This window comes from Streptomyces sp. NPDC046122, assembly GCF_056429965.1.
In genome coordinates, this window is the sequence record NZ_JBWKLQ010000011.1 from 141,144 (window position 1) to 154,810 (window position 13,667).

The window sequence follows — 13,667 nt, forward strand, 5'->3', positions numbered from 1 at the left end:
AGGGGGGGGGGGGGGGGGGGGGGGGGGGGGGGGGGGGGGGGGGGGGGGGGGGTGGGTGGGGGGGGGGGGGGGGGGGGGGTGGGAGGGGGGGGGGGGGGGGGGGGGGTTCCCCCCCCCCCCCCCGCCGCTGTTTCGCGCCACTGACCAGAGGGTCAGGCGTCGACCTTCTCCATGACCTCGTCGGACACGTCGAAGTTGGCGAAGACGTTCTGCACGTCGTCGCTGTCCTCCAGCGCGTCGATCAGCTTGAAGATCTTCCGCGCGCCTTCCTCGTCGAGCTCGACCTGCATGGTCGGGACGAAGTTGGCGTCCGCCGAGTCGTAGTCGATGCCGGCGTCCTGGAGCGCGGTGCGGACCGCGACCAGGTCGGTGGCCTCGCTGAGGACCTCGAAGGACTCACCGAGGTCGTTGACCTCCTCGGCGCCCGCGTCGAGCACCGCGCCGAGCACGTCGTCCTCGGACAGCTCACCCTTGGGGACGACCACGACGCCCTTGCGGTGGAAGAGGTACGAGACGGAGCCCGGGTCGGCCATCGAGCCGCCGTTGCGGGTCATGGCGACGCGCACGTCGGAGGCGGCACGGTTGCGGTTGTCGGTGAGGCACTCGATGAGCACCGCGACACCGTTGGGGCCGTAACCCTCGTACATGATGGTCTCGTAGTCGACGCCGCCCGCCTCGAGACCGCCACCGCGCTTGACCGCGGAGTCGATGTTCTTGTTGGGGACGGAGCTCTTCTTCGCCTTCTGGATGGCGTCGAAGAGGGTCGGGTTGCCGTCGATGTCGGCGCCGCCGGTGCGCGCCGCGACCTCGATGTTCTTGATCAGCTTCGCGAAGAGCTTGCCGCGCTTGGCATCGATCACGGCCTTCTTGTGCTTCGTCGTAGCCCATTTAGAGTGGCCGGACATCCGCCTGTCTCCTTCGCGTCACCAAATACTGCTGCGTTCGGCAGAGATCCTACCGGGATCCCGTCAGCGTACGGCGCGCACCATCTCGGTGAAGAGCCGGTGCACCCGGTGGTCGCCCGTCAGTTCGGGGTGGAACGACGTGGCGAGGGCGTTGCCCTGGCGGACGGCGACGATGTGTCCGTCGTGCTCCGCGAGCACCTCGGTCCGGGCGCCGACCGACTCCACCCAGGGGGCGCGGATGAACACGCCCTCCACGGGGCCGTCCTCGATGCCCGCGATCTCGACCTCGGCCTCGAACGACTCGTTCTGCCGCCCGAAGGCGTTGCGGCGCACGATCATGTCGATGCCGCCGAACGTCTCCTGGCCCGAGCGCGGGTCGAGGATCTTGTCGGCCAGCATGATCAGGCCGGCGCAGGTGCCGTAGACGGGCATGCCGTCCGCGATGCGCGCGCGCAGCGGCTCCTGCATGCCGAAGAGCACGGCCAGCTTGGACATGGTGGTGGACTCGCCGCCGGGGATGACCAGGCCGTCGACCTCGGCGAGTTCCTCGGGGCGCCGGACCGGCCTGGCCGTGGCGTCCGCCACGGCCAGGGCGACCAGGTGCTCCCGTACGTCGCCCTGAAGAGCCAGGACGCCGATCACAGGGTTGCTCATGTCCGGCACTACCAGCCGCGGTTGGCGTAGCGCTCGGACTCGGGGAGGGTGTCGCAGTTGATGCCGACCATGGCCTCGCCCAGGTTCCGGGACGCGTCCGCGATGATCTTCGGGTCGTCGTAGAAGGTGGTGGCCTTCACGATGGCGGCGGCGCGGGCGGCCGGGTCGCCGGACTTGAAGATGCCGGAGCCGACGAAGACGCCCTCGGCGCCGAGCTGGCGCATCAGCGCGGCGTCGGCGGGGGTGGCGACGCCACCGGCGGAGAACAGCACCACCGGGAGCTTGCCGAGCTCGGCGACCTCCTTGACGATCTCGTACGGGGCGCGGAGCTCCTTGGCGGCGGCGTACAGCTCGTTGTTGTCGAAGCCGCGGAGCTTGGCGATCTCGTTCTTGATCTGGCGCAGGTGACGCACCGCCTCGACGACGTTGCCGGTGCCGGCCTCGCCCTTCGAGCGGATCATGGCCGCGCCCTCGGCGATGCGGCGCAGGGCCTCGCCCAGGTTGGTGGCGCCGCAGACGAAGGGGGTGGTGAAGGCCCACTTGTCCGAGTGGTTGACCTCGTCGGCCGGGGTCAGGACCTCGGACTCGTCGATGTAGTCGACGCCGAGGGACTGGAGCACCTGGGCCTCGACGAAGTGGCCGATGCGGGACTTGGCCATGACGGGGATGGAGACGGCCTCGATGATCTCTTCGATCATGTTGGGGTCGGACATCCGGGCCACGCCGCCGTCCTTGCGGATGTCGGCGGGCACGCGCTCCAGCGCCATGACGGCCACGGCGCCCGCGTCCTCGGCGATCTTCGCCTGCTCGGCGTTGACGACGTCCATGATCACGCCGCCCTTGAGCTGCTCCGCCATGCCGCGCTTCACGCGTGCGGTGCCGGTCTCGGGGGCCTGGAAGTTGCTGGTGCTGGACACGGATGGACCTCACTCGGAGAAAGAAGGTTTTTGCTCTGTACGAGAGAACCCCGGCGGATCAGTCCACCGCAAGGGCCAATGTGCAGTCGGTGGCTCGTTTTACTGGCTGCCGGGGCGGTCGGCCAGCGCCACAGGGGGCTCGTCGTCCATCTCGAAGGCCAACGGGAACGGCGCGTGGCCCGCCAGCCGGAACCAGCGCACCTTGCGGTGGCGGCGCAGCGCCCGTGCGGCGCGGACGGAGTCGTTGTGGAAGCGCCGCGCCATGGGCACGCGGCGTACGGCCGCCGCCAGCTCCCCGGTAGCGTCCTCGCCGCCGGGTGCCTGTTTGACCGCCTCGACCTGCGCCGCCTCACCGAAAACCGCCCGCAGCGCCTGGCTGAGGTCGCTCTCCGCCACCTCACGGTGGTCCTCCTCGGCCTGCCGGGCGGCGTGTGCGGCCTGGTACAGCAGGATCGACGCGGCGGGGTCGAGCACCCCGGAGGTCGCCAGTTCCTGGGTGACCGAGGCGCGGCGCAGCAACTGGGCGTCGAGCGCGGCGCGGGAGGCGTCGATACGGGCGTGCAGGCGGTCCAGCCGTCCCGCGGTCCAGCTGAGGTACAGCCCGATCGCGACGAGGGCTACGACGATCCAGATGAGGGTTACGGTCACGGGCGGCAACGTTACCCGGGCCGGGCGGGGCGCCGGCCGGCCCCGTGGGCCGGGCCGGAGTCAGTCCCGGGACATGCCGGCCTGGCCGCGAGACGCGGCCCCGGTCAGTCCCGGGCCAGCCCGAACCGGGCCCGCAGCCCCGAGCGTTCGTCGGTGTCCACCGACGCCGCGCCGTCCGTCACCGTCTCGTACACGGACAGGATGTCGGCGGCCACCGTCGACCAGTCGAAGCGCCGTACGTGCGCCGAGCCCTTCAGCCGCAGCTCCGCCAGCCGCTCCGGATCCGCCAGCAGCCGGACGGCCGCCGACGCGAGCGCGTCCGCGTCCTCGTTGGCGAAGAGCTCCCCCGCGGCGCCCTGGTCGAGGACCTGTGCGAACGCGTCGAGGTCGCTCGCCAGTACCGCCGCGCCCGCCGACATCGCCTCGACCAGGATGATGCCGAAGCTCTCGCCGCCGGTGTTCGGCGCGACGTACAGGTCGACGCTGCGCAGCAGCCGCGCCTTGTCCTCGTCGCTGACCATGCCGAGGAACTCGACGCGCTCGCGCATCTCCTTCGGCAGGGAGGCGACCGCCTCGTCCTCGTCGCCCCGCCCCGCCACCAGCAGCCGCGCGTCCGGGCACTCCGCGAGGATCTTCGGCAGGGCGCGCATCAGGACGGGCAGGCCCTTGCGGGGCTCGTCGATGCGGCCGATGAAGCCGATCGTCCGTCCCTGCCACTGCGCCTTCGGCTCGGCCTCGGCGAAGAAGTCGACGTCGACGCCGTTGGGGATGACGACCGCGTCCCCGCCGAGGTGCTCGACCAGCGTGCGCCGCGCGTACTCGCTCACCGCGATGCGGGCGCTGATCTTCTCCAGCGCCGGTTGCAGGATCGGGTAGGCCGCGATCATCGCGCGGGACTTGGGGTTGGAGGTGTGGAAGGTGGCGACGATCGGCCCCTGCGCGGCCCAGCACGCGAGCAGCCCGAGCGAGGGGGAGGTCGGCTCGTGGATGTGGATCACGTCGAAGGTGCCGTCGTGCAGCCAGCGCCGTACCCGCGCGGCGGAGAGGAACCCGAAGTTCAGGCGGGCGACCGAGCCGTTGTACGGCACCGGCACGGCGCGGCCCGCGGACACGACGTACGGGGGCAGCGGCGTCTCGTCGTCGGCCGGCGCGAGAACCGACACCTCGTGACCGAGGCCGATGAGGTGTTCGGCCAGGTCCCGGATGTGGAACTGGACGCCGCCCGGCACGTCCCACGAGTACGGGCAGACAATGCCGATCTTCACGAAGTCTCCTGACGCGGCTCGAGGTCGTCGAGCCACAGCCGTTGCAGCATGTGCCAGTCCTGGGGGTGCTCGGCGATGCCGGCGGCGAAGGCGTCCGCGAGCGCCTGCGTCATGACGGACGTCTTCTCGGCCCGCGTACCGGTCTCCGGTACGTCGACCGGCGGGTGGATGCGTGCCCGCATCACCGGCGAGTCGTCGTACCAGAGGGTCGCGGGCAGCAGCGCGGCCCCGGTCTGCTGCGCCAGCAGGGCCGGGCCGCCGGGCATCCGCGCCGTGTCGCCGAAGAACTTCACCTCGGTGCCCGACGCGGACAGGTCGCGGTCGGCGACCAGGCAGACGAGGCCGCCGGCCCGCAGCCGCCGCGCGAGGGTACCGAAGGCGCTGCCGCCCTGATGGGGCAGGACCTCCATCCCGAGGCTCTCGCGGTACGCGACGAACCGGTCGTACAGCGTCTCCGGCTTGAGGCGCTCGGCGACCGTGGTGAACGGGACGCCCAGCTCGGTGGTGACCCACGCCCCGGCCAGGTCCCAGTTGGCCAGGTGCGGCAGCGCGACGACGGCGCCCCGGCCGGCGCCCAGCACGTCCGTCAGGAGGTGTACGTTCTCGATCTCTGCCCCGGCCCTGATGCGCTCGGCGCTCCACGCGGGCAGCCGGAAGGACTCCATCCAGTAGCGCATGTACGAGCGCATGCCGGCCTTGGACAGCTCGGCGAGGCGCTCGGGACCCGCGTCGGGGACGACCCGGGCGAGGTTGGACTCCAGCCGCAGCACACTGGGGCCGCGGCGCTTCCACACGGTGTCCGCGATGGTCCGCCCCAGGGCCACGGACACCGGTTCGGGCAGTTTCTTCACGGCGGCCCACCCGAGGCCGTACAGGCCGTCCGTCAGCCGGTCCCGGGCTCCGCTCACGGCGTGGCCCCGGTCCCCGGCGCGGCGGCGTCCGCCTCGGCCGCCTCCCTGCGTACGGTCACGACCCGCTGCCCGAGCGTCACGAGACTGCCGACGGCCACGATCCACAGCGCGAAGGGCAGCAGGACGTCGATGTGGGGCACGCCGAAGCCGTGCAGTCCGGCCAGTCCGGCGGCGACGAGGGTGATGACGAGCCGCTCGGCCCGCTCCACCAGGCCGTTGACCGCCACCGGCAGGCCGATGGACTCGCCGCGGGCCTTGGTGTACGAGACGACCTGGCCGCTGGCGAGGCAGAAGATGGCGACCGCGCAGAGAACGTTGTCGTCCCCGCCGCCCGCGTACCAGAGCGCGATCCCGCCGAAGACCGCCGAGTCGGCGACCCGGTCGAGCGTCGAGTCCAGGAAGGCGCCCCAGCGGCTCGACACCCCCGCCTGCCGCGCCATGTTGCCGTCGACGAGGTCGGAGAAGACGAAGAGCGTGATGACGATCGTGCCCCAGAAGAACTCTCCCCGGGGGAAGAAGACCAGCGCACCCGCCATCACTCCGGCCGTGCCGATGAGCGTCACCGCGTCGGGGCTGACCCCTCGACGGAGCAGAAACGCGGCGAACGGTGTGAGGACACGCGTAAAGAATGCACGCGCGTACTTGTTCAGCATGGCCTTCCCGAGGGTCGGTGCGCCGTGCGGCCCCTATGGCCACCGGCTGGCCCATCGTAGCGACGACCGGCCTCCGGCAGTGCCGGGGCACCGCCGGGCCCTCACGGGGGCTCCTGCCGCCTGCCGGTCGCGTACTACGTATGGACGCGCCGTGGCGGGAGTGGAAAGCTCGAATGACCGCGGGCGTCACTGGTGTCGCCTCGTCACTGCGGCTCCCACATGTCCGCGCCCCCTCTCCTCACCGTGCTCGAACTGGGAGGCAGGATCATGGGCGACAAGACGCACACCCACCCCGGAGCCGCCGGCAGGGCGGCAGCGGCCGACCGGCCCTCGTCGATACGCAACGTCGTGCTGGTCGGCCACAGCGGATCGGGCAAGACCACCCTGACCGAGGCTCTCGCGCTGGCGACGGGAGCGGTCAACCGGGCGGGCCGTGTCGAGGACGGCGCGACCGTCTCGGACTACGACGAGATCGAGCACCGCCAGCAGCGCTCGGTACAGCTCTCACTGGTCCCGGTCGTATGGGACGGCGTGAAGATCAACCTGATCGACACCCCCGGGTACGCCGACTTCGTCGGGGAGCTGCGGGCCGGTCTGCGGGCGGCCGACGCCGCCCTCTTCGTCGTCTCGGCCTCGGACGGCGTGGACGGCTCGACCCGCATGCTGTGGGAGGAGTGCGCCGCGGTCGGCATGCCGCGCGCGATCGTCTTCACCCACCTCGAAGCCGCCAGGTCCGACTTCGACGAGATGACCCGGGTCTGCGCGCAGGCGTTCGGCGGCGACGACCCCGACGCCGTACTGCCGCTCTACCTGCCGCTCTACGGTCCCCCGGGAGCGGACGGCCACGCCCCGGTCGAAGGGCTCGTCGGCCTGCTGTCGCAGCGGGTCTTCGACTACTCCTCGGGCAAGCGCGAGGAGATCGCGCCGGACGGCGTGCAGCTGCCCAGGATCGAGACGGCCCGCAACCGGCTGATCGAGGGGATCATCGCCGAGAGCGAGGACGAGACCCTCATGGACCGCTATCTCGGTGGAGAGGAGATCGACCACAAGACGCTCGTCGAGGACCTGGAGCGGGCCGTGGCGCGCGGCACCTTCCATCCGGTGCTGGCCGCCGCCCCGGCGGCCGAGGGGAACCGCGAGGGCATCGGCACGGTCGAACTGCTGGAGCTGATCACGGGCGGCTTCCCGACGCCGGCCGAACGCGAGGTGCCCGCCGTCACCACCCCGGACGGCCGTCCGCGCCCGCCGCTCACCTGCGACCCCGACGGGCCGCTGGCCGCCGAGGTGGTCAGGACGGCGTCCGACCCGTACGTGGGACGAGTCAGCCTGGTACGGGTCTTCTCCGGCACGCTGCGGCCCGACGAGACCGTGCACGTGTCGGGGCACGGACTCACGGACCGGAGCCACGAGGGCTTGGACCTCCACGAGGCGGACGAGCGCGTGGGCGCCCTGTCCTCGCCCTTCGGCAAGCAGCAGCGCACCCTCAACCGCTGCATCGCCGGCGACATCGCCAGCGTCGGGAAGCTGATGCGGGCCGAGACCGGGGACACCCTGTCCGCGAAGGACGACCCGCTCCTGATGGAGCCGTGGACCATGCCCGATCCGCTGCTGCCGCTCGCCATCCAGGCGCACAGCAAGGCGGACGAGGACAAGCTCTCCCAGGGACTCGCGCGGCTGGTCGCCGAGGACCCGACGATGCGCCTGGAGCAGAACCAGGACACCCGGCAGCTGGTGCTGTGGTGCCTGGGCGAGGCCCACCGCGACGTGGCGCTGGAACGGCTGCGCAGCCGGTACGGGGTACGGGTGGACGCCGTGCCGCACAAGGTGTCGCTGCGCGAGACGTTCGGGGCGAAGGCGTTCGGGCGCGGGCGGCACGTGAAGCAGTCCGGCGGCCACGGTCAGTACGCGATCTGCGAGATCGAGGTCGAGCCGCTGCCGCCGGGGAGCGGCATCGAGTTCGTCGACAAGGTGGTGGGCGGCGCGGTGCCGCGCCAGTTCATCCCGTCCGTCGAGAAGGGCGTACGCGCGCAGGCGGCGCGGGGCGTCGCCGCCGGCTACCCGCTCGTCGACGTACGGGTGACGCTGACCGACGGGAAGTCGCACTCGGTCGACTCCTCCGACGCGGCGTTCCAGACGGCGGGCGCGCTGGCGCTGCGCGAGGCCGCGGCGGAGGCGAGGATCCACCTGCTGGAACCGTTCGCCGAGGTGCTGGTCCTCGTGCCCGACGCCTACGTGGGGCCGGTGATGAGCGACCTGTCGGGACGGCGGGGGCGCGTGGTCGGAACCGAGCAGACGGGGCAGGGGCGCACGCTCGTGCGCGCCGAGGTCCCGGAGATCGAGATGGAGCGGTACGCCGTGGACCTGAGGTCGCTGTCGCACGGCGCGGGGCGGTTCGACCGCTCGTACGCCCGGCACGAGCCGATGCCGCCCCAGCTGGCGGGCAAGATCCGCGAACAGGCCGAAAACGGATCATAGTTGACAGGCCGCCCGTCCAATTCGATGGCGACGGGCGGCATTTCACTGTCCCATGACGGGCAGGGTCATCCCGGGGCTTCGCCCGGCCGCGCCGGATACGCTGGACGCTCCGGGGCGCCCCCGCCCAGAAGGTGTGCGGGGCAGGGCAGTTGGGAAGAGGCCGCAGGAGCGGTTGCGTGCGGCGATGGGGGCAGCAGTGGCGGATGACGGGTTCGACTTCTCACCGGGGGCACAGGTCCCGCTCCAGGGCGCCGCGGGCCAGACGGCCGCGACGCAGGCCCTGGCCTCGGCGGCGTACCGCGACAGCCCGGTGACCGAGATCCTCAAAGCCAACAGCGAGTGGCACAAGTCCGAGGTGAAGAAGGGCAAGCTCTCCCTCCTCGAACCGAACCTGGGCGAGGCGTTCTCCCGCGCGGTCCAGGTCCGCATGCTCGGCGGGGCCCGCAAGGCGCTCATCCAGTCGTTCGGCACCGAACCGCAGACCGTCGTCGAGCACTGCCTCGCCGCGACCCGCATCCGCAGGGAACGGGACGCAAAGCTGACCGGCGTCATGGCGCTCTGCGGCCTGCTCTTCCTGCCGGGGCTGCTCATCTGGCTCGCCGTCTTCCAGCTGCGCCGTACGATCGCGGGCGCGCAGGGCAAGCGGGCCGGGGCCTTCGGCACCGCCGCCCTGGTAGCGGTCGGCGGGCTGCTGCTGATCCTCTTCGTCAAGCTGCCCGTCGACGGTTTCCTCTCGCTCTACCTGCGGGCCATGATCGTCGCTCCCGTCGTCGGCTGGATGCTGGCCAAGCGGATCAGCGAGTCCACGGCCAAGGACATGCGGACCCGCTGGGAGAGCCTGCTGGGCGGCGGCGGCGTGGGCGCGAAGATCCCCGAGGCCGTGCCCCGCGACCCCAACGAGTCCGCCGCCGAGCAGCTTCGCCAGTCGCTCGCCAAGCTCACCGCCGAGCAGTACAGCAACTCGGTCTTCTACGCCGGCCCCAAGGGGATACTCGGCATGGGCACCCGCTGGGGCAGCTGGCAGCTCGCCGAGGAGCTCGTCCCCCGCGACCCCGGCAAGGAGATCCACGGGTTCCGCAGCTGGGACGTCATCCGCGCCATCCACGACCAGCTGCGGATGCTGGAGCGCGGCCCGCTGCACACCGGCGGCTTCCCCAAGCCCTCCGTACGGCACTGGATCGTCGCCCCGATCGGTGAGAACGCGGCCGAGGTCGCCAGGCCCGACGGACAGGACGTCGACGCGTTCCAGATCAAGGGCCACGAGATACAGCGGATCTGCAACGAGCAGCAGTTCGGCGCCGGGAACCGCCACTATCTGGGCGTTCAGTTCACACTCTGGGACGGTCAGCTGGTCATCACCATGCTGATCACGGTCACCGTGCTGCACGAGACGCTGCGCATCGAGGTCACCGGCCACGCCCTGGGACCGGTCCACTCGCTCTTCACCACCAAGCCCGCGGCCAAGACGGTGACGGTGAGCAAGCCGGTCAGGTTCTGGGAGACGGTCGACAAGACGCTGCCGCTCGTCGACGCCAACGAGGTGGTCCGCCTGGCCGTCCGGGCGCCCTTCACCTGGTTCCCGCCGGTCCTCGACTTCCTGGGCGGCAAGATCGTGCTGCCCGAGCCCTTCGGCCTGCGGCACGCCTGGGCCGACAAGCCCTGGCGGCACCGCTTCATGGCCGACGACGCGATGCGCGCGGCCACCCCCGTCCTGCGCGTCGTGCACGCCGCGGCCATCCGCGTGCTCGACGACCACGGCGTGGACACCGAGCGCTTCACCAACCGCTCCCTGGTCCTCAGCGGCCTGGTGCAGGACGCGGCGCCGAGGAAGGCCGACGTGTACGACGCGTGACGCGCCGGGGGCCCGGCCCCCGGCCCCGGTCAGTGCGCCGCCGGCCAGGTGTCGGCCAGCATCGTGCGGGTGTCGCCCAGCAGCTGCGGCAGCACCTTGGTGTGCCCGACGACCGGCATGAAGTTCGTGTCCCCGCCCCAGCGCGGCACCACGTGCTGGTGCAGATGGGCCGCGATGCCGGCCCCGGCGACCGCGCCCTGGTTCATCCCGATGTTGAATCCCTGCGCCCCGGAGGCCGTGCGCAGCGCCGTCATCGCGCGCTTGGTGAAGGCGCCGAGCTCGGCGGTCTCGGCGTCGTCGAGGTCCGTGTAGTCGGCGACGTGGCGGTACGGGACGACCATCAGGTGGCCACCGTTGTACGGGTAGAGGTTCAGCACCGCGTACACGTGCTCACCGCGCGCGATGACGAGCCCGTCCTCGTCGGACTTCGCCGGAATCGAGCAGAACGGGCAGCCGTCCTCGGCCCCCGGGCCGGTCGGCTTGTTCTCCCCCTGGATGTACGCCATCCGGTGGGGCGTCCACAGGCGCTGGAACGCGTCCGGCGTCCCCACTCCGATCTGCTGCTCCGGCTCAATCGTCATGGTGTGCAGCATATGACGTGGTACCCGCCGAACGTGTCGCCGGGGCGAGTCCCGCGACCGCCCGGCGATGCTGGTCCGATGCACGCCGACCGTGACAGTCCGCCCGCGTCCTGGGAACAGCGCACCGAGCTCCCGCTCTTCGCCGCCTCGCTGCTGTTCCTCACGGCGTACGCGGTGCGGGTCCTGGCCCACGACCTGCCCGAGCCATGGCGGGTGGTCTGCCGGGTGGTGACCGCCGTGACCTGGGCGGCTTTCGTGACCGACTACGCGGTGCGGTGGCGGCTGGCGGGCCAGGGCCCGCGCTTCGTCCGCACCCACTGGCTCGACACGCTTCGCCTGGTGCTGCCCCTGCTGCGCCCGCTGCGCGTGGTGCGGCTGTACTCAGCGGTGCAGCGTCGGCGCGGAGAGCCTCGGCTGAGCCTGCACGGCCGTGTGATCACGTATGCGGGCCTGTCGGCGCTGCTGCTCGGCTTCGCCGGGGCGCTGGGGGTCTACCACCACGAGCACGCGGCCCCCGGCGCCACGATCCGCACCTTCGGGGACGCGGTGTGGTGGACGTGCTCGACGCTCACGACGGTGGGGTACGGCGACGTGGCGCCGGTGACCCGGCAGGGCCGGCTGCTCGCGGCCGGGCTGATGGCAAGCGGCCTGGCGCTGCTGGGGGCGGTGACCGGCTCGTTCTCCTCCTGGCTGATCCAGACGTTCGCGGGCCGGGACGAGGAGCGGCCCCCGGGGAGCCGATGCTCCCCGGGGGCCGCTCCTCCGCGTGCGCGGGCCGGCGTCACACCTGTACGCGGCGCTCCACCACGTCGGCGAGCTTCGCCAGCGCCTCGTCCCGGGGGATCCCGTTCTCCTGCGAGCCGTCGCGGTAGCGGAAGGAGACCGTGCCGGCGTTCATGTCCTCGTCACCGACGATGATCATGAACGGGACCTTCTGCTTCTGCTGGTTGCGGATCTTCTTCTGCATCCGGTCCGAGGACGCGTCCACCTCGACGCGCAGCCCCTTCTTCTTCGCGTCCGCCGCGAAGTCCTGGAGGTACGGGATGTGGGCGTCGCCGATCGGGATGCCGACCGCCTGGACGGGAGCCAGCCACGCCGGGAACGCACCCGCGTAGTGCTCGAGCAGGACGGCGAAGAACCGCTCGATCGAACCGAACAGGGCTCGGTGGATCATGACCGGGCGCTGCTTGGACCCGTCCGGCCCGGTGTACTCCAGGTTGAAGCGCTCGGGCAGGTTGAAGTCGAGCTGGACGGTCGACATCTGCCAGGTGCGGCCGATGGCGTCCTTGCACTGGACGGAGATCTTCGGGCCGTAGAACGCGGCGCCGCCCGGGTCCGGGACCAGGGGCAGACCCTGCTTCTCGGCGACCTGGCGCAGCGTCTCGGTGGCCTCTTCCCAGATCTCGTCCGAGCCGACGAACTTCTCCGGGTCCTTGGTGGACAGCTCCAGGTAGAAGTCGGTCAGACCGTAGTCGCGCAGCAGCCCGAGGACGAAGGTGAGCGTACGGTCGAGCTCCTCCGCCATCTGCTCCTTGGTGCAGTAGATGTGCGCGTCGTCCTGGGTGAAGCCGCGGGCCCGGGTCAGGCCGTGCACCACGCCGGACTTCTCGTACCGGTACACGGTCCCGAACTCGAAGAGGCGCAGCGGCAGTTCACGGTAGGACCGGCCCCGCGCGTCGAAGATCAGGTTGTGCATCGGGCAGTTCATGGGCTTGAGGTAGTAGTCCGTGCCCTCGTCGAGCTGCATGGGCGGGTACATGCCGTCGGCGTACCAGTCCAGGTGGCCCGAGGTCTCGAAGAGCTTCCCCTTGGTCGCGTGCGGGGTGTAGACGAACTCGTATCCCTCCTCCTCGTGCCGGCGGCGCGAGTAGTCCTCCATGACCCGGCGGACGATGCCGCCCTTGGGGTGGAAGACCGCCAGGCCGGAGCCGATCTGCTCGGGGATCGAGAAGAGGTCCAGCTCGCTGCCGAGCTTGCGGTGGTCGCGCTTCTCGGCCTCGGCGAGGAACTCCAGGTGCGCCTTCAGCTCGTCCTTCGACGGCCACGCGGTGCCGTAGATGCGCTGGAGCATCGGGTTCTTCTCGCTGCCGCGCCAGTAGGCGGCGGCGTTGCGCATCAGCTTGAAGGCGGGGATGTTGCGGGTGGTCGGCAGGTGCGGACCGCGGCAGAGGTCCTTCCAGCACAGGTCGCCGGTCTTGGCGTCGAGGTTGTCGTAGATGGTCAGCTCGCCGCCGCCCACCTCGACGTTCGCGCCGTCGTCAGTGGAAGCGGAGCCCTTGATGCCGATGAGCTCCAGCTTGTACGGCTCGTCGGCCAGCTCCTCGCGGGCGGCCTCGTCGGTGACGACGCGGCGCGAGAACCGCTGCCCCCGCTTCTGGATCTCCTGCATCTTCTTCTCGATGGCCTTGAGATCCTCGGGGGTGAACGGCTTCTCGACGTCGAAGTCGTAGTAGAAGCCGTCCTTGACCGGCGGGCCGATGCCGAGCTTCGCCTCGGGGAAGAGCTCCTGCACGGCCTGCGCCATGACGTGCGCGGTCGAGTGGCGCAGGATGTTCAGGCCGTCCTCGGAGGAGATCTCGACCGGCTCGATCTCCTCGCCGTCGGCGACGACGTACGCCAGGTCCTTAAGCTCGCCGGCCACGCGCGCGGCGACGACGGTGCGCTCGCCGGGGAACAGTTCGGCCGCCGTAGTGCCCGTCGTCACCACGCGCTCTTCCCGCTCGGAATCGCGTTGGACGAACACACGGACGTCTGACACCGGTCTCTCCTGACTGAGGGGGTCGCGCGAAGATGCAGCGCGCGTAGT

At 71.1% G+C, this 13,667-nt stretch carries 11 protein-coding genes and 1 pseudogene; 3 read left to right on the forward strand and 9 right to left on the reverse strand.

What is annotated here, in order from left to right; genetic code table 11:
• Positions 1–152: 152 nt before the first annotated feature.
• The 7 genes from AC07FK_RS25500 to pgsA form a co-directional block, all read right to left on the reverse strand.
• Positions 153–905 carry a YebC/PmpR family DNA-binding transcriptional regulator gene (locus tag AC07FK_RS25500; RefSeq protein ID WP_138900436.1) on the reverse strand — a complete coding sequence of 251 codons (753 nt, stop codon included), beginning with the start codon at positions 903–905 and terminating at the stop codon, positions 153–155.
• A gap of 63 nt (positions 906–968) precedes the next feature.
• Positions 969–1,559: a pyridoxal 5'-phosphate synthase glutaminase subunit PdxT gene (gene pdxT / locus AC07FK_RS25505; RefSeq protein ID WP_479107264.1), complete on the reverse strand. Its 591-nt coding sequence runs from the start codon at positions 1,557–1,559 to the stop codon at positions 969–971.
• A gap of 8 nt (positions 1,560–1,567) precedes the next feature.
• Entirely contained in the window at positions 1,568–2,476 is a 909-nt protein-coding gene (gene pdxS, locus AC07FK_RS25510; RefSeq protein ID WP_028814108.1) for a pyridoxal 5'-phosphate synthase lyase subunit PdxS, read from the reverse strand.
• A gap of 99 nt (positions 2,477–2,575) precedes the next feature.
• Entirely contained in the window at positions 2,576–3,124 is a 549-nt protein-coding gene (locus AC07FK_RS25515; protein ID WP_479107265.1) for a hypothetical protein, read from the reverse strand.
• A gap of 104 nt (positions 3,125–3,228) precedes the next feature.
• On the reverse strand, positions 3,229–4,389 hold the full coding sequence (locus AC07FK_RS25520; protein WP_479107266.1) for a glycosyltransferase family 4 protein: 1,161 nt from the start codon (positions 4,387–4,389) through the stop codon (positions 3,229–3,231).
• A complete protein-coding gene (locus AC07FK_RS25525) occupies positions 4,386–5,297 on the reverse strand; it encodes a phosphatidylinositol mannoside acyltransferase (RefSeq protein ID WP_479107267.1) in 912 nt (303 codons plus the stop codon). Before AC07FK_RS25525 ends, AC07FK_RS25520 begins: the two co-directional genes overlap by 4 nt.
• Positions 5,294–5,953, reverse strand: coding sequence for a phosphatidylinositol phosphate synthase (gene pgsA, locus AC07FK_RS25530; RefSeq protein WP_479107268.1), 660 nt, complete (start codon positions 5,951–5,953; stop codon positions 5,294–5,296). Before pgsA ends, AC07FK_RS25525 begins: the two co-directional genes overlap by 4 nt.
• A 267-nt stretch (positions 5,954–6,220) precedes the next feature.
• On the opposite strand from pgsA, the gene AC07FK_RS25535 reads away from it, so the two are divergent.
• Both AC07FK_RS25535 and AC07FK_RS25540 read left to right on the forward strand, forming a co-directional pair.
• Complete coding sequence (locus tag AC07FK_RS25535) at positions 6,221–8,428, forward strand: elongation factor G-like protein EF-G2 (RefSeq protein WP_479107304.1); 2,208 nt, start codon at positions 6,221–6,223, stop codon at positions 8,426–8,428.
• 184 nt (positions 8,429–8,612) lie between these two features.
• Complete coding sequence (locus AC07FK_RS25540) at positions 8,613–10,280, forward strand: hypothetical protein (RefSeq protein ID WP_479107269.1); 1,668 nt, start codon at positions 8,613–8,615, stop codon at positions 10,278–10,280.
• A 29-nt stretch (positions 10,281–10,309) separates the two neighbouring features.
• Here AC07FK_RS25540 and AC07FK_RS25545 read toward each other — a convergent pair whose 3' ends face one another.
• Positions 10,310–10,873 (reverse strand): HIT family protein, encoded by a 564-nt coding sequence (locus tag AC07FK_RS25545; protein WP_479107270.1) that lies wholly within the window; start codon positions 10,871–10,873, stop codon positions 10,310–10,312.
• Positions 10,874–10,939: 66 nt separating this feature from the next.
• Here AC07FK_RS25545 and AC07FK_RS25550 point away from each other — a divergent pair.
• Positions 10,940–11,599, forward strand: a pseudogene (locus AC07FK_RS25550) (potassium channel family protein); the annotation flags it as partial.
• A gap of 43 nt (positions 11,600–11,642) precedes the next feature.
• Here the strand turns inward: AC07FK_RS25550 and thrS are convergent.
• Positions 11,643–13,619, reverse strand: a complete 1,977-nt coding sequence (gene thrS, locus AC07FK_RS25555) for a threonine--tRNA ligase (protein WP_479107271.1) — start codon at positions 13,617–13,619, stop codon at positions 11,643–11,645.
• Positions 13,620–13,667: the final 48 nt, after the last annotated feature.

Bases quoted from the DNA above. Each gene is read 5' to 3' on its own strand.
- AC07FK_RS25500 (WP_138900436.1), bottom strand. From the start codon at position 905: ATGTCCGGCCACTCTAAATGGGCTACGACGAAGCACAAGAAGGCCGTG.
- pdxT (WP_479107264.1), bottom strand. From the start codon at position 1,559: ATGAGCAACCCTGTGATCGGCGTCCTGGCTCTTCAGGGCGACGTACGG.
- pgsA (WP_479107268.1), bottom strand. From the start codon at position 5,953: ATGCTGAACAAGTACGCGCGTGCATTCTTTACGCGTGTCCTCACACCG.
- AC07FK_RS25535 (WP_479107304.1), top strand. From the start codon at position 6,221: ATGGGCGACAAGACGCACACCCACCCCGGAGCCGCCGGCAGGGCGGCA.
- AC07FK_RS25540 (WP_479107269.1), top strand. From the start codon at position 8,613: ATGGGGGCAGCAGTGGCGGATGACGGGTTCGACTTCTCACCGGGGGCA.
- AC07FK_RS25545 (WP_479107270.1), bottom strand. From the start codon at position 10,873: ATGCTGCACACCATGACGATTGAGCCGGAGCAGCAGATCGGAGTGGGG.